The organism is Streptomyces virginiae (assembly GCF_040638905.1).
Taxonomy (GTDB): Bacteria; Actinomycetota; Actinomycetes; order Streptomycetales; family Streptomycetaceae; genus Streptomyces; species Streptomyces virginiae_B.
The window spans coordinates 201,535-223,224 of the sequence record NZ_JBEZYV010000003.1; the positions used below are offsets into that span (position 1 = coordinate 201,535).

19 protein-coding genes are annotated in these 21,690 nt (G+C 73.0%); 8 read left to right on the forward strand and 11 right to left on the reverse strand.

The genetic code is table 11. The features are described 5' to 3' along the window. Positions 1–116 precede the first annotated feature (116 nt). On the reverse strand, positions 117–1,064 hold the full coding sequence (locus tag AB0F82_RS06815; protein WP_362624676.1) for a 2-hydroxyacid dehydrogenase: 948 nt from the start codon (positions 1,062–1,064) through the stop codon (positions 117–119). A gap of 72 nt (positions 1,065–1,136) precedes the next feature. Between AB0F82_RS06815 and AB0F82_RS06820 the strand changes: the two genes are divergently transcribed. The 3 genes from AB0F82_RS06820 to AB0F82_RS06830 all read left to right on the forward strand — a co-directional run bounded on the left by AB0F82_RS06820 (position 1,137) and on the right by AB0F82_RS06830 (position 3,708). Next, entirely contained in the window at positions 1,137–2,144 is a 1,008-nt protein-coding gene (locus tag AB0F82_RS06820) for an aldo/keto reductase (protein ID WP_362624678.1), read from the forward strand. A 109-nt stretch (positions 2,145–2,253) separates the two neighbouring features. Beyond that, positions 2,254–3,489 carry a PQQ-dependent sugar dehydrogenase gene (locus AB0F82_RS06825; protein WP_356810592.1) on the forward strand — a complete coding sequence of 412 codons (1,236 nt, stop codon included), beginning with the start codon at positions 2,254–2,256 and terminating at the stop codon, positions 3,487–3,489. A gap of 39 nt (positions 3,490–3,528) precedes the next feature. After that, positions 3,529–3,708 (forward strand): DUF6191 domain-containing protein, encoded by a 180-nt coding sequence (locus AB0F82_RS06830; protein WP_362624918.1) that lies wholly within the window; start codon positions 3,529–3,531, stop codon positions 3,706–3,708. Here the strand turns inward: AB0F82_RS06830 and AB0F82_RS06835 are convergent. The 6 genes from AB0F82_RS06835 to AB0F82_RS06860 form a co-directional block, all read right to left on the reverse strand. Continuing rightward, complete coding sequence (locus AB0F82_RS06835) at positions 3,671–6,751, reverse strand: helix-turn-helix transcriptional regulator (protein ID WP_362624681.1); 3,081 nt, start codon at positions 6,749–6,751, stop codon at positions 3,671–3,673. The two genes, AB0F82_RS06830 and AB0F82_RS06835, sit on opposite strands and share 38 nt — an antisense overlap. 59 nt (positions 6,752–6,810) lie before the next feature. After that, a complete protein-coding gene (locus AB0F82_RS06840) occupies positions 6,811–7,041 on the reverse strand; it encodes a hypothetical protein (RefSeq protein ID WP_362624683.1) in 231 nt (76 codons plus the stop codon). 115 nt (positions 7,042–7,156) lie between these two features. Beyond that, on the reverse strand, positions 7,157–7,747 hold the full coding sequence (locus AB0F82_RS06845; protein WP_362624685.1) for a hypothetical protein: 591 nt from the start codon (positions 7,745–7,747) through the stop codon (positions 7,157–7,159). A 97-nt stretch (positions 7,748–7,844) separates the two neighbouring features. Continuing rightward, on the reverse strand, positions 7,845–8,399 hold the full coding sequence (locus AB0F82_RS06850; RefSeq protein ID WP_356810596.1) for a GNAT family N-acetyltransferase: 555 nt from the start codon (positions 8,397–8,399) through the stop codon (positions 7,845–7,847). Between the two features lie 39 nt (positions 8,400–8,438). Next, positions 8,439–10,688 carry an MMPL family transporter gene (locus AB0F82_RS06855; RefSeq protein ID WP_362624687.1) on the reverse strand — a complete coding sequence of 750 codons (2,250 nt, stop codon included), beginning with the start codon at positions 10,686–10,688 and terminating at the stop codon, positions 8,439–8,441. 207 nt (positions 10,689–10,895) lie between these two features. Beyond that, the gene (locus AB0F82_RS06860; protein ID WP_356810598.1) at positions 10,896–11,327 is read right to left on the reverse strand and encodes a signal peptidase I; all 432 of its coding nucleotides are present in this window, start codon (positions 11,325–11,327) and stop codon (positions 10,896–10,898) included. A gap of 55 nt (positions 11,328–11,382) precedes the next feature. Here AB0F82_RS06860 and AB0F82_RS06865 point away from each other — a divergent pair, with 55 nt between their 5' ends. Both AB0F82_RS06865 and AB0F82_RS06870 read left to right on the forward strand, forming a co-directional pair. Beyond that, the gene (locus tag AB0F82_RS06865) at positions 11,383–12,222 is read left to right on the forward strand and encodes a GNAT family N-acetyltransferase (protein ID WP_362624689.1); all 840 of its coding nucleotides are present in this window, start codon (positions 11,383–11,385) and stop codon (positions 12,220–12,222) included. 62 nt (positions 12,223–12,284) lie between these two features. Further along, positions 12,285–12,785, forward strand: coding sequence for a DinB family protein (locus tag AB0F82_RS06870; protein ID WP_390076098.1), 501 nt, complete (start codon positions 12,285–12,287; stop codon positions 12,783–12,785). A 235-nt stretch (positions 12,786–13,020) separates the two neighbouring features. Here AB0F82_RS06870 and AB0F82_RS06875 read toward each other — a convergent pair whose 3' ends face one another. Then, positions 13,021–13,755, reverse strand: a complete 735-nt coding sequence (locus tag AB0F82_RS06875; RefSeq protein WP_362624693.1) for a siderophore-interacting protein — start codon at positions 13,753–13,755, stop codon at positions 13,021–13,023. 179 nt (positions 13,756–13,934) lie between these two features. Between AB0F82_RS06875 and AB0F82_RS06880 the strand changes: the two genes are divergently transcribed. Beyond that, positions 13,935–16,031, forward strand: a complete 2,097-nt coding sequence (locus AB0F82_RS06880; protein ID WP_362624920.1) for a penicillin acylase family protein — start codon at positions 13,935–13,937, stop codon at positions 16,029–16,031. Then, positions 16,028–16,645, forward strand: a complete 618-nt coding sequence (locus AB0F82_RS06885) for a GNAT family N-acetyltransferase (protein WP_362624695.1) — start codon at positions 16,028–16,030, stop codon at positions 16,643–16,645. The genes AB0F82_RS06880 and AB0F82_RS06885 overlap by 4 nt, the downstream gene beginning before the upstream one ends. On the opposite strand, the gene AB0F82_RS06890 is transcribed toward AB0F82_RS06885, so the two are convergent. Continuing rightward, positions 16,611–17,414, reverse strand: a complete 804-nt coding sequence (locus tag AB0F82_RS06890) for an alpha/beta fold hydrolase (RefSeq protein ID WP_362624697.1) — start codon at positions 17,412–17,414, stop codon at positions 16,611–16,613. The two genes, AB0F82_RS06885 and AB0F82_RS06890, sit on opposite strands and share 35 nt — an antisense overlap. Positions 17,415–17,628: 214 nt before the next feature. Between AB0F82_RS06890 and AB0F82_RS06895 the strand changes: the two genes are divergently transcribed. Continuing rightward, positions 17,629–19,518, forward strand: a complete 1,890-nt coding sequence (locus AB0F82_RS06895) for a protein kinase domain-containing protein (protein WP_362624699.1) — start codon at positions 17,629–17,631, stop codon at positions 19,516–19,518. Here the strand turns inward: AB0F82_RS06895 and AB0F82_RS06900 are convergent. Next, positions 19,508–20,047 (reverse strand): hypothetical protein, encoded by a 540-nt coding sequence (locus AB0F82_RS06900; RefSeq protein ID WP_362624701.1) that lies wholly within the window; start codon positions 20,045–20,047, stop codon positions 19,508–19,510. The two genes, AB0F82_RS06895 and AB0F82_RS06900, sit on opposite strands and share 11 nt — an antisense overlap. 115 nt (positions 20,048–20,162) lie before the next feature. Beyond that, entirely contained in the window at positions 20,163–21,677 is a 1,515-nt protein-coding gene (gene gatB, locus AB0F82_RS06905; RefSeq protein WP_356810693.1) for an Asp-tRNA(Asn)/Glu-tRNA(Gln) amidotransferase subunit GatB, read from the reverse strand. Between the last annotated feature and the right edge of the window lie 13 nt (positions 21,678–21,690).

The window sequence follows — 21,690 nt, forward strand, 5'->3', positions numbered from 1 at the left end:
CGGACGATACACCACTTTCGTCACTCAGGGACATAGTTGTTCTACGCTGCGTTACCGAGCAGGGAGTTGGGGCAACCGATCGCATTCGGATGGCTGCGGAGCGTACAGGGCAAGGTCTATTCGGTGATCAGCACCGTGTGTTCCACGGGCTCTCCGGCGGCGAAGCGGGTGAGCTGGCGGGCCACCAGGCGCCTGGCGCGGGGCTCGAACGCAGAACTGCTGCCGCCGACGTGAGGCGTGATCAGGACGTTCGGGGCGTGCCAGAGCGGATGGCCGGCGGGCAGCGGTTCCGGGTCGGTGACGTCGAGCGCCGCGCGCAGCCGGCCCGACTCCACCTCCGCCAGCAGGGACTTGATGTCCACGACGGGGCCGCGCGAGACGTTCACGAGCAGGGCCCCGTCCTTCATCCGGCCGAGGAACCCGGCGCCCACCAGACCCCGGGTGGCATCGGTCAGGGGCGTCACGAGGATGACCACGTCCGCCTGCGGCAGGAGCCGGGGCAGGTCGGCGATGGCGTGCACCGGCCCGCGTGCCGTGGTCCGCGCCGAACGCGCGACGCGTTCGATCCGCTCGCACTCGAAGGGTACGAGGCGGTCCTCGATGGCGGAGCCGATGGATCCGTAGCCGATGATCAGAACTGACTTGTCAGCGAGGGCGTCGTAGAAGCCGGAACGCCATTCCTCGCGGTCCTGCCCGCGGACCATGCCGGGGATGCCGCGCAGGGACGCGAGGGTCAGCGTGAGGGCCAGTTCGGCGGTGCTGGCCGTGTGGACCCCCACTGCGTTGCACAGCCGTACGCCCGGAGGCAGGTCTCCGAGGCGGCCCAGCACGTCGTCGATGCCGGCCGTCAGGGTCTGGACGACCCGTACGGCGGACATCGCGGCCAGCGGGCGCACGGTGACCTCGGCGGACTTCATGTAGGGGGCCACGTAGAAGACGCAGTCGGCCGGATCGGCCGGGAAGGCGTCCTCACCGTCCCACTGGCGGTACCGGAAGGAGTCGGGGAGGCCGGCGACCTCTTCGGCGGGGAAGGGGAGCCAGACGTCCCGTGGCGTTGCAGTCATGATCACGAGGCTATGCCAAGCCGTCTTGATCAAGCCGTTAGTTTGGTTGCCGGAGCGGAGGGGGACGCAGGGGTGGAGCGCAGGTCGATCGGGGCGGGGGCGCTGAGCGTGGGCGCCGTCGGCCTCGGCTGTATGCCGATGAGCTGGGCGTACACGCCTTCGCGGCGGCGGGGGCACGAGTCGCTGGCCGCCGTGCACGCCGCGTTGGACCTGGGGTCGAACCTGCTGGACACGGCCGATGTGTACGGGCCGTTCACCAACGAACTGCTGCTGGGGCGGGTGCTGCGGGAGCGGCGGTCCGACGCGTTCGTGTCGGCGAAGGTCGGGCTGCGGGCGGGCGACCAGCACGTGGTGGCCGACGGCCGGCCCGGCTACCTGAGGCGGGCGTGCGACGCCTCGCTGCGGCGCCTGCGCACCGATGTCATAGACCTCTACCAGCTGCACCGGGTGGACCCCGAGGTTCCGGTGGAGGAGACCTGGGGTGCCATGGCGGAGCTGGTGGGCGCGGGAAAGGTGCGGGCCCTCGGCTTCTGCGCACTGGGGGCGAGCGCCGGCCCCGGTGCCGGGCGGCGCGGTGACCGCGGGTACCGGACGACGCTGCGGCACCTGGAGCGGCTGCAGCAGGTCTTCCCGGTGAGCGCCGTGCAGGCGGAGCTGTCGGTGTGGTCGCCGGAAGCGGCGTGGCAGCTGCTGCCGTGGTGCGCGGCGCGCGGGGTGGGCTTCCTGGCGGCGATGCCGCTGGGCAGCGGGTTCCTGACGGGGACGCTCACGCCGGGCGAGGGCTTCGAGCCGCAGGACGTCCGGGCCAGGCACCCGCGGTTCACGGCGGAGGCGATGGCCTCGAACCAGGTGCTGGTGGCGGGGCTGCGGCGGGTGGCGCGGCGGTACGGGCCCGAGGTCACGGTCGCGCAGGTGGCCCTGGCCTGGGTGCTGGCCCAGGGGCCGCAGGTGGTTCCGGTGCCCGGGGCGGACCGCGCGCACTGGGCGGTGGAGAACGCCGGTGCGGCGCGGCTGCGGCTCACGGCCGCGGACCTGGCCGAGATCGCGGGCCTTCCGGTCGACGTGGGAGCCTGGGACTGACCCGCCCACGACCACTCGATCGGGTGTACGAGTGGTGGAACTTCGGCAACTGCCCCGGCTGTTGAGACAGGTGAAGGGCAGGATCGGAGGACCGGAAGGGAGCAGGGCGATGCGATACGGAAGTTCTCCCGGGCAGGTGGGGTACGAGGGGCCGGCCGCGCGGCGCCGGAGCGTGCTGGCGGCGGTCGCGCTGGCCGGGTGCGGTGCGCTGCTGGTCGCGGGGTGCTCGCCGGAGGGCGGCCCGGACACCGGGCGGGGCGGTTCCCCACCGGGCGCGACGGCGGCGGGGTCCGGGTCACCGGGCCCTTCGGGGAGCGGGGCCGCTTCGCCGCCGGCGTCGGGCCCGCCCGCGAAGGGGGCGGTGACCGTCGCCGGCGAGGCCGCCAAGGACCTGGAGTCGCCCTGGGGCGTGGCACCGCTGCCCGGAGGGGACCTGCTGGTCGCCTCCCGGGACAAGGGGACGATCAGCCGGGTCGCGGCGGGGTCGGGTGCGGTGACGCGGATCGGCGAGGTGCCGGGCGTGGATCCGGGCGGCGAGGGCGGGCTGCTGGGCCTCGCGCTGTCGCCGGCCTTCGCCTCGGACCGGCTGGTGTACGTCTACTTCACGACCGCGTCGGACAACCGGATCGCACGGTTGCGCTACGACGAGCAGAGACCGCCCGGGCAGCAACTGGGCGCGCCCGACACCGTGTTCCGCGGGATCCCCAAGGGGTTGATCCACAACGGCGGGCGGATCGCCTTCGGCCCGGACAAGATGCTGTATGCGGGGACGGGCGAGACGGGTGTCACCGGGCTCGCGCAGGACAAGAAGTCGCTCGGTGGCAAGATCCTGCGGATGACTCCGGACGGGGATCCGGTGCACGGCAATCCGGAGGCCGATTCCGTCGTCTACTCCTACGGGCACCGCAATGTGCAGGGCCTTGCCTGGGACAAGGACAAACGGCTGTGGGCGGCCGAGTTCGGCCAGAACACCTGGGACGAGCTGAATCTGATCGAGCCCGGCGCGAACTACGGCTGGCCCGAGGCCGAGGGGAAGGCGGGCAAGCCGGGTCTGCGGGATCCGGTGGCCGTGTGGCGGACCGACGAGGCCTCGCCGAGTGGGATCGCCTGGGCGGAGGGGTCGGTGTGGATGGCCGGGCTGAAGGGCGCGCGGCTGTGGCGGATCCCTTTGGCAGGGGCGGAGCCGGTGGCCGAGCCCGAGGCCTTCCTGGAGGGCGAGTACGGCCGGCTGCGGACGGTGATCGCTCTCGGCGGTGACCGGCTGCTGCTGGTCACGAGCGAGACGGACGGGCGCGGGTCGCCGGAGGCGGGCGACGACAGGATCCTGACACTGACGGTGCGATGACCGGCATGCCCCCGGCGGGGCGGAGGGTGCGTGGACACGGTGTTCAACATGATCGAGGAGCTGTTCAACCCGGGACGCAAGCACTCGAACGACGAGAAGAAGCGGTTGGAGCTGTCCCGGACCGACGTGGGTGACAGCGATCCGGGACGGGGTCCGATAGACCTCGACTCCGGCAGGGTGCTCATACGCCTGGACGAGGAGCCCGCGGAGGAGCGCTGACCGCAGGCGCGCCGGGTGGGCCGACCGGGCCGGTCGGGGTGAACAGCCGCAGCCGGTGGGCGAGGGCGGCCGCCTCCCCGCGGCCGGCGACGCCCAGCTTGGCCAGGATGTTCGAGACGTGCACGCTCGCTGTCTTCGGGGAGATGAAGAGCTCCTCGGCGATCTTGCGGTTGGTGCTGCCGGCCGCCACCAGGCGCAGTACGTCCCGCTCGCGGCTGGTCAGGCCGAGGGCCTCGGCCGGCTCCGGCTCGGGGGCGTGCGGAAGTGTGTCGTGAGCGGTCAGCGGGATCCGGGCGCGCCGGGAGAGCAGGGCCAGGTCCTCACGCAGCCGGCGTGAGCCGATCCGGTCGGCGGTGGCGTGGGCCTCGCGGAGCAGGGCGGCCGCGGGCTCGCGGTCGCCGAGGGCCAGCAGGGCCTCGGCGAGCCGGTGACGGGCCCGGGCCAGCAGGTACGGGCGCTCCAGGGGGCGGACGGACTCCTCCACGGCAGTCCACTCGGCGATGCTGTCCCGGCCCTCGGCGCGCAGCAGTTCGGCCCGCAGGAATTCGGCGTGCGCGCTCCACACCGGGGCCGGGGTGGCGAGGGTCCGGGCGGCGGCGCGCAGAACACCCAGGGCGGCGGCACGGCCGGCTTCGGCGGCGGGGAGCCCCCGGGCGTCCGCCTCGGCAGAGGCGGACGCGAGCAGCAGCGGCCAGGCGTAGCGGTGCTGCCCGAGCGGGAAGCCGTGGTCCACGGCGGCGGCCGTCTCGGTGCGGACGTCGGCGATGCGGCCCTCCCCCGTGGCGATCCCGATCGCCAGGCGGTGCAGCGGGATCCGGTGCTGGGGCTGGGTCTCGTGCGCGGCGAAGTGGGTGTGGGCGGCGGCGAGCTGTTGGGTCGCCTCGGTCAGCTCGCCCCGCGCCAGGGCCAGCTGGGCGAGCCGTGCGGAGGCGGAGCCGCGCGGGGCGGCGCTCTGGCCGACCAGCAGGGTGCGCCGTGCCGCTTCGGCGGCCTCGTCCCAGCGGCCGAGGCTGTAGAGGCTCTCGGCCATGTTTCCGAAGAGCCAGGCCTCGGTGTCCAGCAGCCGGGATCTCCGGGCCAGTTCGGCCCCTTGTTCGGACAGTTCCACCGCCTCGTGGGACCGTCCCAGGCTTTCCAGTTGAGAGGTGAGGTTGATATGCGCACGTCCTGCAAGCAGCGCGAGGCCGAGCTCCGTGGCCCGTTCCCTGACCGCGTGCATCTCGGCGAGGCCGCCCGGGCCGTCGCCGGCGTCGGTGAGCAGTGCGCCGACCGTGATCCGGGCGTTGAGCTCGGTCTCGGCCGCCCCGACCATCCGCGCGTACTCGACGGCGCGTTCGGCGGCGGCGAGGTTTCCGGGGCCCGGCTTGTGGAGCATGCCCCAGCTCGCGGCCCGGACCAGGACCTCGGCGTGCACCTGGGACGGGGGCAGCCCCCGGACGAGGTCCTGCGCCCTGGCTATCTCCTCCCAGCCGTCGCCGCGGCCGAGGCCGGCGATCAGGCGGGAGCGTTCGGTCCAGAACCACGCGGCGCGCAGCGGGTCGCCGTGCTCCTCCAGCAGGCGCAGCGCCGTCTTCGTGATCTTCAGGGCGCGTTCGCGTTCCCCTCCGTAGCGTGCTGCGACGGTCGCCTCGGCCAGCAGGTCGAGGCGCTGGAGCGGGGTGGTGGCGGGGTCGCATCCGCAGGGCGGGTACACGTCGGTGTAGTCGGCGGGGCGAAGCGCGTCGCGGACGTCCTGCGGGGCGCTGTCCCACAGGTCCAGTGCCCGCTCCAGCAGGTTCAGCTGCTCGGAGTAGGCGTGGCGGCGGCGGGCGGCGACGGAGGCGGCCAGTACGGCGGGCAGCGCCTTGGCGGGGTCGTTCGCGTGGTACCAGTAGCTGGCCAGCCGGATGACCCGTTCCTCGGCGCGGATCAGGTGGGCGTCGGCCTCCACGGCCTCGGCGTAGCGGCGGTTGACGCGGGCGCGCTCGCCGGGCAGCAGGTCGTCGCTGACGGCCTCGCGGACGAGCGAGTGCCGGAAGCGGTAGCCGTCGCCGTCGGGGGTGGCGAGCAGGATGTTGGCGCCGACCGCGGCTCTCAGCGCCTCGATCAACTCGTCCTCGATGAGCCCGGCGACGGCTCGCAGCAGCGGGTACTCGACGGTGGACCCGCCCTCGGCGACGATGCGCACCAGGCGCTGGGTCTCGTCGGGGAGGACCTCGACGCGGACGAGGAGGAGGTCGCGGAGGGATTCCGTGAGTCCGGTGCGGCAGCCTCTCTCCTGGGAGGCGACGAGTTCCTCGACGAAGAAGGCGTTGCCGTCGGACCGGTCGAAGACCGTGTCCACGAAGTCCTCGTCGGGCTGGGCGGCGAGGATGCCGGCGAGCTGACGGCGTACCTCCGCGCGGTTGAAGCGGGACAGCTCGATCTTCCGGACGGTGCGGAGCCGGTCGAGTTCGGCGAGGAGGGGGCGCAACGGGTGTCGGCGGTGGACGTCGTCCGACCGGTAGGTGGCGACGACGACGAGCCGGCCGCTGCCGAGGGTGCGGAAGAGGTAGGAGAGCAGGTGCCGGGTGGAGGTGTCCGCCCAGTGCAGGTCCTCCAGGACGAGGACGACGGTGCGGTCGGCCGCGAGCCGCTCCAGCATCCGGGCCGTCAGTTCGAAGAGCCGGGCGGTGCTCTCCTCGTCGTGCGGGCCCCGCGGGGTGTCGCCGAGTTCGGGGAGGATCCGGGCGAGTTCGTCCTCCTGGCCCGCGGCCGCCGCGGCCAACTCCTGCGGGAGCAGCCGGTGCAGGGTGCGCAGCGCCGTCGAGAACGGGGCGAAGGGAAGCCCCTCCGCCCCTATCTCCACGCAGCCGCCGACGGCGACGACGGCGCCTCGCCGGTCCGCCTCGCAGAGGAACTCCTCGGTGAGGCGGGTCTTGCCGACCCCGGCCTCGCCCCCGATGAGCATCGCCTGGGGCTCGCGGCCCGTGGCGCGGGTCAGGGCGTCGGTGAGTACGGCCAGTTCGTCGGCGCGGCCGACGAACACCGGGCTGACAGGTCTGGTCTCCACGTCGCCGAGCATCGCACAGGGGCCCTGGCCTGCGGCACCCGTTATGGGCGCGCTCCCGGTCACGCGCGGGTTCAGGCGGGCCGGGGCGCGGAGCGGGCGCCGCGGGTCCCGGGTCCTGTCACCCGCTCCCGGGGTTCCTGGCCGCGCAAGGAGGCGCGGCGCGCCTTCCGGGCCTCGCCGGCCGTCCGGTACGCGGCGGCCTCCCGGAGGAGGTCCGTGGTGCGGGCGGCCGCGGCGATTTCGTGCTCGAACATCTCGTACTCCTGGTCGCTGTTCTCGGCACCTCGTTCGGTGTGGTCCAAGATTCGCGTCCCAGGGGGTACCGGCACATCGGGCGCATGCCGCATCCGCCGGGCGACGGGGGCCTTAGTCCGGGGTGGTGCGCCCGGGAGGGGCCTCGGGCGCCTAAGGCACCGCTCAGGCCGCTGCCTTCGGGATGGCCAGGAGGAGGTCGAAGTACATGAGGACGAAGAGCAGTACGCCGAGGGCGCCCAGGCCGATGCCCGCCCAGGAGACGGACCGCACCCAGGTGGGGAGGGTGCGCTCGGGGGTGCTGAAGGCGGGGAGGGCCAGCACGAAGGTGGCGATGATCAGGGCGAGGGCGGAGAAGACGCCGTTCACCATGGCGGTGGTGTGCCACGGGTCGACGAACTGGGCGGCGATCTGCGCGTTGGCGTCGGCGGCCTGGCTCAGTTCCAGACGGGCGGCGATGCTCGCGCGCTCGGACACGATGCCGGCGACCCAGCTCCCGCTGAGGGCGACGACGGAAAGACCGGCGGAGACGATCGCGAAGGCCGCGGAGCCGACGTGGCTCGGCTGCTCCTCGTCGGCCAGGTCCTCGGCGAAGGCGTCGTCGTCGAGGTCCGCGTCGGCCGCGGCGTCCAGGTCGGCCTCGGTCTTGGCCTGGTCCTCGGCCGCGGCGTCCTGGGGGGTCTCGGTCTTCTCGAGGGCGACCGGGGTGGTGTCCGCCTCGGCGGCGTTCGGGGCGGGGGTCTTCGTGGTGTCCATGCGGGGCACCGTAGGGGCCGCGTCTGAGAGTTCTCTGAGAATCCCGTGGTCATGGCCGTATCGGGCCCCGGGATCGGCGGGGCCCGGACGGCGTGCCTCAGGAGGTGCGGGCGGCCGCCCACTCGGGGGCGAGGATCGACCAGACCTCGGTGTCCTGGCGGACGCCGCGGTGGAAGTAGTTCTCCCGCATGACGCCCTCGCGGGTCATGCCGAGGCGTTCGGCGACGGCGAGGCTCTTCTTGTTGCCGGTGGCGGCGTGCCATTCGACGCGGTGCATGCCGCGCTCGCCGAAGGCGTAGTCGATCAGGACCTGGCAGGCCCTGGTCACCAGGCCGCGGCCGGCCGCGGCGGGCTCCAGCCAGCAGCCGATCTCGCAATTGCCGCCGTCGGCGTCGAAGTTGGGGAAGAGGACGCCGCCCACCAGGGTGCCGTCGAGGCGGATGCCGAAGAAGCGGGCGCCGTCCTCACCGGCCTTCACGGCGTACTTGGCCAGGAAGGCCCTGGCGGAGTCCACGTCCGGGGACCGGTCCGGGAAGCCGACGTACTGGCCGATGAACTCGCGTCCGCGTTCGATGTGCGCGAAGAACTCCTCGGCGTGCCGGGCTTCCAGCGGGAACAGCTGGGCGCCTTCGGCGAGGTCTATCGAGAACATGCGGCTTCTTCCTTGGATCTCGTGCGGCGGTCGGCCGGATCACCGGGAGGCTGTGGCGGGCTCGGCGTCGTCCTCACTCGTGGTGGGGACCGCGCCGGACCCCTGTGCCGGAAGTTTCGCATGCGGGCGGTGTTCGGGCCGCTCGATGCTGATCCTGGGGAGCCGCCGGTCGAGCCAGGCGGGCAGCCACCAGTTGGCGCCGCCGAGCATGTGCATCAGGGCCGGGACGAGGAGGGTGCGCAGCACGAAGGCGTCGAGGGCCACGGCCGCGGCGAGCGCGATGCCGAACATCGCGATGATCCGGTCGCCGCTGAGGACGAAGGCGAGGAAGACGGAGATCATGATGATGGCGGCCGAGTTGATGACCCGGCTGGTCTCGGCGAGGCCGACGCGCACGGCCCGCCGGTTGTCGCCGGTCTCCAGCCACTCCTCGTACATCCGGCTGACGAGGAAGACCTGGTAGTCCATCGACAGCCCGAAGAGGACGGACACCATGATCACGGGCAGGAAGGGTTCGATGGGGCCGGCGCTGCCCAGGCCCAGCCGTTCGCTGCCCCAGCCCCACTGGAAGACCGCGACCACGACGCCGAAGGAGGAGGCGACGGCGGCGACGTTCATGGCCGCCGCCTTCAGCGGGATGCCGATGGACCGGAAGGCCAGCAGCAGGAGCACGCAGCCGAGGGCGACGACCACGGCGACGAAGAGCGGCAGCTTCCCGATGATGACCTCGGCGAAGTCGTCGTAGGCGGCCGTCACCCCGCCGACGTGGACCTCCATGGAGTTGCCCTGGCCGGCGCGCGGGATGACGTCCTGGCGGAGCGTGTCGACGAGGCCGCTCGTGGCCCGGGACTGCGGGGCGGAGTCCGGTACGACGGTCAGGACGGCCGTGTCGCCGCTGCGGTTGAGGACGGCGGGGCCGGTGGAGGCGACGCCCGGGGTCGTACGGAGCGCCTGCGCCAGCTGGTCCACGGCGAGCCGGTCCCCGGCGCCGTCCAGGCGGGCGACGACGGCGAGCGGGCCGTTCGCGCCGGGCCCGAAGCCCTCCGCGAGCAGGTCGTAGGCCTGCCGGGTGGTGGAGGTGGCGGGGTTGTTGCCCTGGTCGGAGGTGCCCAGGTGGAGGGAGAGGGTGGGCAGGGCCAGTACCACCATGACGGCGGTGGCGACGGCACCGAGCAGCTTGGGGTGGCGTTCCACGAAGGCGGACCAGCGGGCGGCGAAGCCGGAGGTCCGCTCGGGCTGCGGGCCCTCGGTGGCGAGCCTGCGGCGCTCGCGGCGGGAGAGGGCGCGCATGCCGATGTAGGAGAGGAGCGCGGGCAGCAGGGTGGCGGAGGCCGCGACGGTCAGGACGACGGTCACGCAGGCGGCTATCGCGACGCCGTTGAGGAAGTTCAGCCGCAGCACGAGCATGCCGAGCAGGGCGATGCAGACGGTGGCGCCGGCGAACACGACGGCCCGACCGGTGGTGGCGACGGCCCCGGCGGCGGCCTCTTCCACCGGGAGGCCCCGCGCGAGGTTCTTGCGGTGCCGGGTGACGATGAACAGCGCGTAGTCGATGCCGACGCCGAGGCCGATGAGTGTGCCCAGCATGGGGGCGAAGTCGGCGACCGGCATCGCGTGCCCGAGCAGGGTGATGCCGAAATAGGCGGTGCCCACGCTGACGAGGGCGGTCGCGATGGGCAGCAGGCTCGCGGCGAGGGAGCCGAAGGCGAGGAAGAGGACGAGGGCCGCGACGGCCACGCCTATGGCTTCGGCGAGGTGCGCGGTGGGTGCCTCGGTGAGCTGGATGGCACGGCCGCCCAGTTCGACCTGGAGTCCGCCGGCCTCGGTGGTGGGGTTCTTCGCGGCGTCGACGACCGCCCTCGCCTGGGCCTTGGGCACGGAGTCGGCCGGCTGGTCGAAGGTCACCACGGCATAGGCGGTGCGTCCGTCGGGGCTGATGCGCGCGGCGCTGTCGGGGCCGGGGCCGTAGGGTCCGGCGACCGATCCGACACCGGGCAGTGCGGCGACGGTGTCGAGCGCACGGGTCATGCGCTGCTCGATGTCCGGGGTGCGTGCGCTCTGATGGTCCGGGGCCCGCCACACGATGGTGTCGGTGTCGCCGCCCTGGCCGTGGAAGCCTTCGCGCAGGAGGTCGTTGGCCTTGCCGGACTCGGTGCCGGGGACCTCGTAGTTGTTGGAGAACGCCGTTCCGGCGGTCACTGCGGCCGCCGCGGTCCCGCCGAGGGTGAGCAGCCAGATCAGGACGGCGAGGAGGCGGTGGCGCATGCACCACCGCGCGAAGACTGCCAACGGACGTGCTCCCTGGTGGGTTCGGATCTTTACCGGGAGACAGCCCGTCGCAAAGAACGCGTTGAACTCGTGAAGGCCCGGCCGAGGCCCGGGGGATGCCCCGCGATTCGGCCCAGATGGTCTGCAACCTCCACGATCCCAGCGTTTCGTGATCGTTGGCCCGTTTCGTGTGCATCATCACAGGAGGACCGGGAGGTGTTCGGGAACTCAGGCCCCGGCGGGGGTCCGGCCGGGAGTCCCCGAGGAGAGGGCTCCGACCCGGTCTTCGGGCTCGTCCACCCGGTATCCGGGGATCGAGGGCCAGCGGACGGTGAGTACGACCGCGTCCTCCTCCGCGTACCAGGAGTGGTCGACGCCGCGGCCCCAGAGGACGTAGTCGCCCTGCTCGGCGAGGACGACGGTCCGCCCCGGGAACTCCAGCCGGAAGCGTCCGCTGATCAGGACCAGCAGTGCGGTGCGCTTCTCCGCGGTGGCCCAGCGCTCCCGTTCGTCGCCCTTCGGGTGGACACCCCATTTGATCTCCACGTCCTCGCTGTGACGGGGATCGGCCGGGTCCTTGAAGTGGCCGAGGAGCCAGCCTCGGTCGGCGGCGGCGTCGGGGGCGGCCTTGCCGGTGTAGATGGTGAGGTCGTCGTTCACGGGGGTGAGGCTAATGCAGTTGTGCGGGCCGCTCCGACACTGGTGAGCTGGCCCGATGACGATAGATCCTGATGAGCTGCTGAAGGTGCGCGCCCGGTACGACGCCGAGGTGCGCGAGGGTGCGCAACCGGACGGCGCGGACGCACTCGTGGAGCGGGTGGGCCGGGTCGTCCGGCAGAGCGTGCCCGGCCTCGGGTGGAACGGCGTCCTCTGGTCGGACCTCGACGAGGATACGGCGGACGCGCAGATCGCGGCGCAGGTGGCGTTCTTCGCGGAGCGCGGCTGCCCGGACTTCGAGTGGAAGCTGTACCGGCACGACCGGCCGGCGGACCTCGGGGACCGGCTGCGGGCGGCGGGGTTCGTACCGGAGCCGCCGGAGACGCTGATGGTGGGGCGGGTGGCGGAGCTCGCGCAGCTTCCGGTGGAGCCGCCGCAGGGCATCACCCTGCGCGTGGTGACCGACGAGGCCGGCGTCGACCTGATGATGCGGGTCCACGCGGGGGCCTTCGGCACGGAGCGGCCCCGCATCCGGGAGGCGCTGCTGAGCCGGCTGCGCGACGAGCCGGAGACCGTCGCCGCGGTCGTCGCGATGGCGGGCGACACCCCCGTGAGCGCGGCCCGGATGGAGATGCGGCCGGGCACGGCCTTCGCGGGCCTGTGGGGCGGCGGCACGCTCCCGCAGTGGCGCGGCCGGGGCATCTACCGCCTGCTGGTCGCGCACCGGGCCCGCATCGCGGCGGAGCTCGGCATCCCCTACCTCCAGGTGGACGCCTCGGACGACAGCCGTCCGATCCTGGAGCGGCTGGGCTTCGGGGTGATGGGTGTGACGGTGCCGTACATCTGGACACGGCCGCAGGAGCCGACGCCACAGGAGTCGACGCCGGCCCGGCAGTAGGGGGTGCTTCGCCTCCCGAGGCGGGGTTCCGCCGACGGGGGCGGCGCGGCATGATCACCGGCATGGAACGCATCAGCCCGCCCCTGACCGGCGATGAGCGCGAGACCCTCCGGGCCTACCTCGACTACCACCGCGCCACCCTCGCCTGGAAGTGCGAGGGCCTCGACGACGAGCAGCTGCGGCGCGCCTCCATGCCTCCGTCCACCCTGTCCCTGCTGGGGCTGGTCCGGCACATGGGCGAGGTCGAGCGGCACTGGTTCCGGCGCGTCCTGGGCGGCGAGGAGCTCCCGCACCTGTGGTCGCAAACCCACGACTTCCAGGCCGCCTACGACGCCTCCGGGTCCACCCGTGCCGAGGCCTTCACCGCCTGGCGGGAGGAGGTCGCGCACGCCCGCCGCATCGAGGCGGCGGCCGAGTCCCTGGAGGTGACGGCGTACGTGCCGAGCTGGAAGGAGAATGTCTCGCTGCGCCTCGTCATGCTGCACCTCATCCACGAGTACGCCCGGCACAACGGCCACGCCGACTTCCTGCGCGAGGCGATCGACGGCGCCACCGGCGCCTAGGGAGTGTCGTCAAAGTGGCGTCGGCCGCCCGAAGGGCGGGGCCGGCCAGGCGGGCTTTGACGACAAGGCCTAAGGGCTGTCTTTCGGATCCTGCGGGGCCCGCGCTGCCCGGCACCGGGCCTCGCCGCGCTGTCGGGGCGCCCGAGTGCGTCCGGTACACGGGCAGCTCCTCCGCCTTGCGGAGCACGGCACCGGACAACGCGGGCTCGGCCGACAAGATCCGGAAGGGACGGCCTCAGGCGTCCGCCCGCCAATAGCCCAGGCCGTTCACCCGCTGCTTCGGCAGGCCGAGGTCCTTGCGCAGGTAGGCCGTCAGGTCGCGCGTCGTGGCGGTGTCGCAGGCCAGCCAGACGTACGCCGATGCCGGGTCCCCGAGCAGATCGGGCAGTTCGGCCCGGACCCGGTCGGCCAGTGCCGTGCCGTCCCGCCGCACCCGGCGGATGTCGTGCCGGTCCGCGTCCAGGCGTACGGGCAGCTCCGTGTCCGAGGTGTGCTGGGTCTCGAACCAGATGGTGGCGGGCGTGGCGGGGAAGGCGTCCAGGAGCGAGTTGATCGCCGGGAGGGACGCGGGGTCGCCGATGACCAGCAGGCGTTCCGGGGCCGGCGCCGGGGCGGTGAAGCCCGTGCCCTGCACGGTGGCCTCGATGGTGTCGCCCGGCTGCGCGGCGCGCGCCCAGGCGCTGGCGACGCCGTCGTGCAGCGCGAACTCGAAGCAGAAGGTGCCGGTCTCCGGATCCGGGTCGACCAGTGTGTACGCCCGCTGGTGCGGCCGGTCCGCGTTCTGGAACCAGACCCGCACCCACATCGTCGGGTGCAGCGACGCGCCGGCAGCGGCCAGCAGTCCGCCGTCGGTGAAGTACACCCGGCGGTAGTGCTCCGTGACGTCTTCCGCCCCGGTCACCGTGAACGTGAAGTCCTTGCCCCGCAGGAGCTTGAGGACCACGCCTTCCCAACCCTTGCCGACCGCCATGTTCGAACCCTCCCCTGACACCTCTATAGTTAGGGCAGCCTAACCTAAATGCGCGTCGGGAAGAGAGCAGCGTGAGCAGTGTGAGCAGCGGAAGCGACCCGGAGTCGAACACGGGCGCCCAGGGCGAGTCCCACGGGCAGACCCCGGAATCCTACGACGTCTTCCGCGACCCCTGGGGCATCCCCCACCTGCGCGCTTCGGACGAACTGGGGCTCGCCCACGCCCAGGGCCGGGTCACCGCCTTCGACCGCGCCTGGCAGCTGGAGGTCGAACGGCACCGCGCCGACGGCTCCAGCGCCTCCTTCCTCGGCCCGGACTCCGTCGTCTGGGACCGTTTCGCCCGCCAGAGCCGCCTCGCCGACACCGCCCGCCTCTGCTACGGGGCCATGGAGGCCGACGATCCCGCGACCGCCGCCTGGGTGCGCGCCTACGTCGACGGCGTCAACGCGGGCCTGGCCGCCGGCGCCGCCCGCGACGAGCGCTTCGCCCGCACCGGTCTCGCCCCCTCCCCGTGGGAGCCGTGGGTGCCGCTGGCGATCTGGATCGCGACGCACATCCTCTTCGCCGGCTTCCCGACCAAACTGTGGCGCGAGCGCGTGGCCCGCGCCCTCGGCGACGAGACGCTCACCCTCTTCGCGACCGACGGCCCCCGCATCGCCGGCAGCAACGGCTGGATGGTCCCGGGCGACCGCACCACCACCGGTGCGGCGATCATCGCGGGCGACCCGCACCGGTTCATCGAGGACCCGGGCGTCTACCAGCAGATCCGCCTGGCCTGCCCGGACTACGACGTCCTGGGTCTCGCCGTCCCGGGCGTACCCGGCCTCGCCCACTTCGGGCACACCGGCTCCGCCGCCTGGGCCATCACCAATGCGATGTCCGACTACCAGGACCTGTACGTGGAGCAGCTGCGCCGCGGCGAGGGCGAGGGCGGCGCCGCCGTCGTCGAGGCGCTCGGCCCGGACGGTGTCTGGGAGCCCGTCGCTCGCCACACGGAGACCATCACCGTGGCGGGCGGCGACGACGTCGAGGTGGAGGTCCTGGAGACCGCCCGCGGCCCGGTGATCGTGCACGCGGACGGCGACCCCGGCGCACAGCCCGGCACCGACGCCAGTGCCTACCCGGCCGGTGCCGACGGCAGCACGCAGACCCTCTCCCTGCGCTACCCGCCCCGCGTCCGGCGCGACCTCGGCTTCGCCGCCCTCCCCGCCCTGCTGCGCGCCCGTACCGTCGCCGACATCGACCGCGCCCTCGACGGATGGGCGGAGCCGGTCAACGTCGTCCACGCGGCCGACACCGAAGGCGGCCTGCTGCACCGCGTCGCGGGCGCCGTTCCGCTGCGCCACCCCGCCAACCGGCTGCGTCCGGTGCCCGCGTGGGACCCGGAGCACGCATGGCAGGGCTGGGCGCCGACCCCCGCCGAGCCGGTGCAGGGCTTCGCCGTGATGGCGAACGCGCGCGGCATCGCCTCCCCGCTGGGCGTGGAGTTCGCGCCCCCGCACCGAGCCGACCGCATCCGCGAGCTGCTCAGCGGCTCGGCGGACTGGTCCCCGAAGGCGATGGCCGACGTACACCGGGACACGTACCTGGCCTCGGCCGAGCCGCTGCTCGCCCTGCTGCCCGGCTTCGAGGAGCTGACGCCCGCCGCGCGGGAGCTGCGCACCCGACTGCTGGCCTGGGACCGGCGGATGGAGGCCGAGAGCACCGACGCCACCGTCTTCGCGGCCTTCCGGACCGCGACCGTACGGCGCTTCGCCGCCGACCCCGTCTTCGCGGACCTCGCGGGGGCTCCGGCCGGACCGGCGGTGTTCCACCCGTGGCTGTACCTCCTTCCCAAGATCGGTTACGCGCTCGAAGGCCTGCTCACCACGTCCCTCGTACCGGAGCTGGACCGCGCCGCGCACGTCCGCGCCGCCCTGGAGGAGACGGCCGCGGCGGCCACCCCCGACACCCCGTGGTCGCAGGTCCACCGTCTGACCCCCTGGCAGGCGGTCCCCGACCCGGACGCCCCCGAGTGGCCCGGCCTCGGCGGCGACCACGACTGCGTGAACGCCACCTCCTCCGTACCCGGCTTCACCGACCTCACCGCCCGCGCGTCGGCCGCCCGCTACGTCTGGGACCTGGCCCACCGCGAGGACAGCCTCTGGGCGGTCCCGCTGGGCGCGGACGGTGTCACGGGAACCCCGCACCACCGCGACCAGCTCCTCCTGTGGGCACGCTGCGAACTCGTCCCGGTCGTCACCGACTGGGCCCGGCTCACCAAGGAATCGATATGACCTCCGCCGTATCCCCCGCCCCCCGACGGCCCGTCCACACGCACTTCGTGGAGGGATTCGGCACCGTCACCGTCACCCCGGTCGACCCGGCCGCCGACGCCGGACTGATCCACGGCTGGGTCACGCAGGCGCGGGCCCGCTTCTGGGGCATGGGCGGGGCCAGTCTCGAACGGGTCCGGGAGATCTACGAGGACGTCGACCGCCGCACCACGCACCACGCCTTCATCGGGGCCCTGGAGGGTGTGCCGGTCGCGCTGTTCCAGACGTACGAGTGCGAGGCGGACCGGGTCAGCGAGTGCTACGACGTCCAGCCCGGCGACGTCGGTGTGCACCTGCTGATCGGCCCCAGCGAGGGCGCGCCCCGGCCCGGCTTCAGCGGGGCCCTGATGACGGCCTTCCTCTCCTTCGCGTTCTCCGACCCGGCCGCCCGGCGCCTGGTCGCCGAGCCGGACGCCCGCAACACCAAGGCCATCGCGCGGCTGGAGCGCACCGGGTTCGTGCTCGGCCCGCAGGTCGTGCTCCCGGAGGTCGACCTGCCGGAGGTCCACCTCCCGGCCAAGCCGGCCCGCCTGGCCTTCCTCAGCGCTCCGGCGTCGCCCGCAGGAAGTCGCTGACCAGCGCCGCCCATTCGGCCGGGCGCTCGGCGAACGGAAGGTGCCCGGTGGGCAGTTCCGCGAGCCGGGCACCCGGCAGCGCGTCCGCGAGCTCCCGCTGGAGCGGGAGCGGCACGAGGAGGTCCTCGGTGGTCGCGATGACGAGAGACGGCACGTCGAGCGTCGCGATCTCGGAACGCAGGTCCGCGCCTTCGAGCAGTGCGACCTGGTCCGGGGTACCGGGCGGCACGGACTCGGCGGTGTCCCGCACCAGTCGGTCCACCTGGGCGGGGGTGAGCTCCTCCAGGACCGCCGGGTTCACCGCGAGGGACACCAGCAGCGAGGCCATCGGCTCCCGCTCGTCGCGTTCGGCGAGCTGCCTCCAGAGGCCGCCCACCAGCTCCAGCCGGTTGTCGGCCCGTGCGAAGGTGGCGGTGAGCACGAGTGCGGTGACCCGCTCCGGGTGGCGGGAGGCGATCCGCACGGCGACGTTCCCCCCGAGCGAGTAGCCGAGTACGGCGAACTCCTCCAGCCCCTCCGCGTCGGCGGCGGCCACCAGCTGGTCGGCCAGCTCGTCCAGCCGGAGCGGCTCGTCGGCGCGCGGGGTGCCCCCGGTGCCGGGGTAGTCGACGCCGACGACGCTGAAGCGGCTGGCCAACGCGTCCAGGACCGTTCCGAAGTTGGTCTCGACGGAGCCCCCCGCCCCGTGGGCGAGCAGCAGCCCGGGGCCGCCGCTCTCGGTGCGGACGGTACGGGCGTAGGGGGCGGTGGTCGTCTCGACGACGGGCATGGCGAAACCTCGGCCTTTCTGTAGGGGTCGTTACGGATTGAACGGTACACAGATTCTTTAGCGGACGCTACATAAATTCGCCCGCCCGCCCGGCGAACGCCCGCCCGCCCGGCGAACGGCCGCCCGGCAACGGCAAACCGACCATTCCGATTGACCGCGTGATTCCGGTCACGAAAGACTGATGGCCATTCACCTACCCGGTGCTGGGGGGAAATTGACCAGCCAGAATCTGCACATCGGTCCGGACGCGGCAGCGGACCGCTATCGCCTGCTCAGGTCGATCGGGCGCGGCGGGGAGGCCGTGCTCTACCTCGCGGAGATCGAACTCGCGGGCGGGTCGGAGCCCGTCGTCGTCAAGGTGCTCGACTCCAAGACGACCATCACGCCCGAGGTCTTCGACCGCATCAGCCAGAAGTGGAACGAACAGGCCGAACTGCTGAGGTTCGTCCACCGGCCCGGCGTCGTGGGAGTGCGGGAGCACTTCGAGGGCCCGCCCATCCACCGGCCCGGGGAGTCGTCCACCCTGACCGGGCGGGCGCTCGTCCTCGTCATGAACCACATCGACGGGCTCGACCTGCGGGACTGGCGGGCCGAGCGCACGCTCACCACCGCCCCCGAGCGGCGTGAGGTCATGCGGACCCTGGAGCAGCTGGCCGAGGTACTGGACTGGCTGCACTCGGGCAAGGCCACGCCCTCCGGGCGCCAGGTCGTCCACGGCGACCTCTCGCCCGGCAACGTGATGGTCGACGCGCACGGCCAGGCCACGCTGGTGGACTTCGGCCTCAGCAAGCTGACCGCCGACCACCAGACGGCCGAGGTCTGGTTCACCCCGGGCTACGCGGCGCCCGAGGTGTTCGAGGGCAAGCGGACGCCGGGCACCGACCGGTACGCCTTCGGGGCGATCGCGTACTTCCTCCTCAGCGGGGAGTCGCCGCCCGCCTCTCCCCAGCAGCTGGCCCGGGCGATGGCCGAGCTGCCGCAGATCGCGGTACTGGACGCCGAGCAGCGGTCCCGGATCACCGCCCTCTACGCGGAGGAGCCCTCCCGGCGGCCGGTGAACCTGGCCGGGTGGATGAAGGACCTGCGCCACGCGGTGGTGTCCACGACGACGTCCACGACCTCGCAGCGGGCCTTGCAGGATTCCCCGCCGAAGCCCGTGACGCCTCCGCCGCCCGTCGTGCCGCCCCGGCCGGCCGAGCTGCCGGTCCGGCCCGCCGAGGCTCCGTCCCAGCCGCCGCCGTACGTGGCGACCGCGCCGACGACCCCGCCGGTGACAGCGCCCGACCCGGCCCCGGCCGCGGCGCCCGCACCGGCCACGCCGCCGTCCGCCACCGTTCCCGACGCGGTGCCCGCCGGCTACGGCCCTGCGGCGCACCACCCGGGCCCGGGCGTCCCGGCGACGGCGAGCGCCCCGGAGCCGCCGCCCGCCGGGAAGGCGAAGAAGAAGCGGACCGCGCTGGTCCTGGGCTCGGCGGCCGCCGTGGTGGTCCTGGCCGTGCTCGCGGTGCTCGGTGTACAGCTCCTGGGGAACAAGGAGAAGGCCGACGCCGCCAAGGCCGGCGGGGCGGGCAAGGCCGGCGGGGACGGCACCCCGGCGGCCACGGCGCCCGCATCACCCGCGCCGCCGCAACCGGGGGCGACGAACGAGTCCACGCCCGAGGCCTCCGCGAGCCCCGAGGCCTCCGCCGGCCCGCACGCCCCGGGGGCGGTCAAGGACAGCAACGTCGCCGACCTGACCGTGCTGGCCTCGGTGGGCGACGTCGACAACTTCGAGGTCGGCTCCGCCAAGCTGAACACCACGGAGTACGGGGCGGCGCTCCTCGGCAGCTGCTACTACGGTGCGGCCATCGAGTACGACGTCAACAGGGCCTGGTCCACGCTGGAGTTCACCGCCGGGATCGACGACGGCTCGACCGTGGAACAGGCGCGGCTGACCATCTCGGTGGACGACAAGCCCGCGACCTTCTCCGAACTGGTCCACCTGGGCAAGCCGGTCACCAAGTCCCTGGACATCAAGGGCGCCCTGCGGCTGCGCATCAAGGTGGAAGAGGGCTGCAAGGGCCGCGGCAACGCCGTCCTGGCGGCCCCCGTCCTCAAGCGCTGACGCCCCCCGACCCGTCCGACACCCCGAGGTCGGCCCGCATGGCCGCGCGCATCTCCCGGAGCAGGGCCCAGATCTCCTGCTGCTCCCGGGAGACCGCGGCCATCGTCTCGCCTTCCTCGGGGGTGCCCCGCTCCAGGCGCTTGACCTGGCCGTACACCCTGCTCAGGGCGTGGTTGACGGCGCTCGCGGGCCCGAGCACGGCGTCCGGGGCGATCATCTGCGCCTCGGAGTAGCGGTCGCGCTGGGCGTTCTTCGCCTCGTCGAGCGCCTCCCGGTCCGCGTCCTCGATCGTGCGCTCCCGCATGACGTGCAGATGGCGGTTGAGGGCGGTGGTGAACTGCCGTGCTTCCCGGTTGAGGTCCGCGTAGCAGGCCCGCCGCAGCGTCAGGTAGTCGCGGATCTCCTCGTGCGCGCGTACGAGTTCCACCTCCCGGCGTTTCGCCCGCTCCGCGCCGCGTTGGGTGAGCAGCGCCGCGCCCAGGGTGCCCGCAACGCCCGCGACCGCGATGACCATCGCCCCGATCTCCACCCTCAACTCCCCCTGTCCGTCGGCATCCTCGATCGTCCAGTGTGCGGGAGACGGCCGAGGCCCCGCACCAACCGGTGCGGGGCCTCGGGTCGTTCAGTCGCTCAGGGTGAGGGGCTCAGCCCTCGGAGACGCCCAGGCGCTCCAGGATGAGCTCCTTGACGCGCGCCGCGTCGGCCTGGCCGCGGGTGGTCTTCATGACCGCGCCGACCAGGGCGCCGACCGCGGCGATCTTGCCGCCGCGGATCTTGTCGGCGATGGCCGCGTTGCCCGCGATGGCCTCGTCGACGGCCGCGCCGAGCGCGCCCTCGTCCGAGACGACCTTCAGGCCGCGCTTCTCCACGACCTCGTCCGGGGTGCCCTCGCCGGCGAGGACGCCCTCGATGACCTGGCGGGCCAGCTTGTCGTTCAGGTCACCCGCCGCGACCAGGGCCGCGACCCGGGCCACCTGCGCCGGGGTGATCGGCAGCTCGTCGACGACGACGCCCTGCTCGTTGGCGTTGCGGGCCAGCTCGCCCATCCACCACTTGCGGGCGGCGGCCGAGTCGGCACCCTCCTCGATGGTGGCGACGATGGAGTCCACCGCGCCCGCGTTGAGGATCGACTGCATGTCGTGCTCGCTGACGCCCCACTCCTCGCGGAGGCGGTTGCGGCGCACGCGCGGCATCTCGGGCAGGCCGCCGCGCAGCTCCTCGACCCACTCGCGGGCCGGGGCGACGGGGACCAGGTCGGGCTCCGGGAAGTACCGGTAGTCCTCGGCGTTGTCCTTGATGCGGCCGGCCGTGGTGGAGCCGTCCTCCTCGTGGAAGTGCCGGGTCTCCTGCACGATCGTGCCGCCCGACGAGAGCACCGCCGCGTGGCGCTGGATCTCGAAGCGGGCCGCGCGCTCGACGGAGCGCAGCGAGTTGACGTTCTTGGTCTCGCTGCGGGTGCCGAACTCGGATTCGGGAGTGGGGCGCAGCGACAGGTTCACGTCGCAGCGCATCTGGCCCTTGTCCATGCGGGCCTCGGAGACGCCGAGCGCCTTGATGACCTCGCGCAGCTCGGCGACGTACGCCTTGGCGACCTCGGGGGCCCGCTCGCCCGCGCCCTCGATGGGCTTGGTGACGATCTCGATGAGCGGGATGCCGGCGCGGTTGTAGTCCAGCAGGGAGTGGGACGCGCCGTGGATACGGCCGGTGGCACCGCCGACGTGCAGCGACTTGCCGGTGTCCTCCTCCATGTGGGCGCGCTCGATCTCCACGCGGAAGATCTCGCCGTCCTCCAGCTGGACGTCGAGGTAGCCGTTGAAGGCGATGGGCTCGTCGTACTGGGAGGTCTGGAAGTTCTTCGGCATGTCCGGATAGAAGTAGTTCTTCCGGGCGAAGCGGCACCACTCGGCGATCTCGCAGTTCAGCGCGAGACCGATCTTGATGGCGGACTCGACGCCGATCGCGTTGACGACCGGGAGGGAGCCGGGCAGGCCGAGGCAGGTGGGGCAGGTCTGCGAGTTGGGCTCGGCGCCGAGCTCGGTCGAGCAGCCGCAGAACATCTTGGTCCTGGTGCCGAGCTCGACATGGACCTCGAGGCCCATGACGGGGTCGTACGACGCCAGGGCGTCCTCGTACGACAGCAGTTCGGTGAAGGTGGTCACGGTGAAACTTTCC

Bases quoted from the DNA above. Each gene is read 5' to 3' on its own strand.
- AB0F82_RS06815 (WP_362624676.1), bottom strand. From the start codon at position 1,064: ATGACTGCAACGCCACGGGACGTCTGGCTCCCCTTCCCCGCCGAAGAG.
- AB0F82_RS06825 (WP_356810592.1), top strand. From the start codon at position 2,254: ATGCGATACGGAAGTTCTCCCGGGCAGGTGGGGTACGAGGGGCCGGCC.
- AB0F82_RS06835 (WP_362624681.1), bottom strand. From the start codon at position 6,751: ATGCTCGGCGACGTGGAGACCAGACCTGTCAGCCCGGTGTTCGTCGGC.
- AB0F82_RS06845 (WP_362624685.1), bottom strand. From the start codon at position 7,747: ATGGACACCACGAAGACCCCCGCCCCGAACGCCGCCGAGGCGGACACC.
- AB0F82_RS06850 (WP_356810596.1), bottom strand. From the start codon at position 8,399: ATGTTCTCGATAGACCTCGCCGAAGGCGCCCAGCTGTTCCCGCTGGAA.
- AB0F82_RS06865 (WP_362624689.1), top strand. From the start codon at position 11,383: ATGACGATAGATCCTGATGAGCTGCTGAAGGTGCGCGCCCGGTACGAC.
- AB0F82_RS06870 (WP_390076098.1), top strand. From the start codon at position 12,285: ATGGAACGCATCAGCCCGCCCCTGACCGGCGATGAGCGCGAGACCCTC.
- AB0F82_RS06875 (WP_362624693.1), bottom strand. From the start codon at position 13,755: ATGGCGGTCGGCAAGGGTTGGGAAGGCGTGGTCCTCAAGCTCCTGCGG.
- AB0F82_RS06885 (WP_362624695.1), top strand. From the start codon at position 16,028: ATGACCTCCGCCGTATCCCCCGCCCCCCGACGGCCCGTCCACACGCAC.
- AB0F82_RS06890 (WP_362624697.1), bottom strand. From the start codon at position 17,414: ATGCCCGTCGTCGAGACGACCACCGCCCCCTACGCCCGTACCGTCCGC.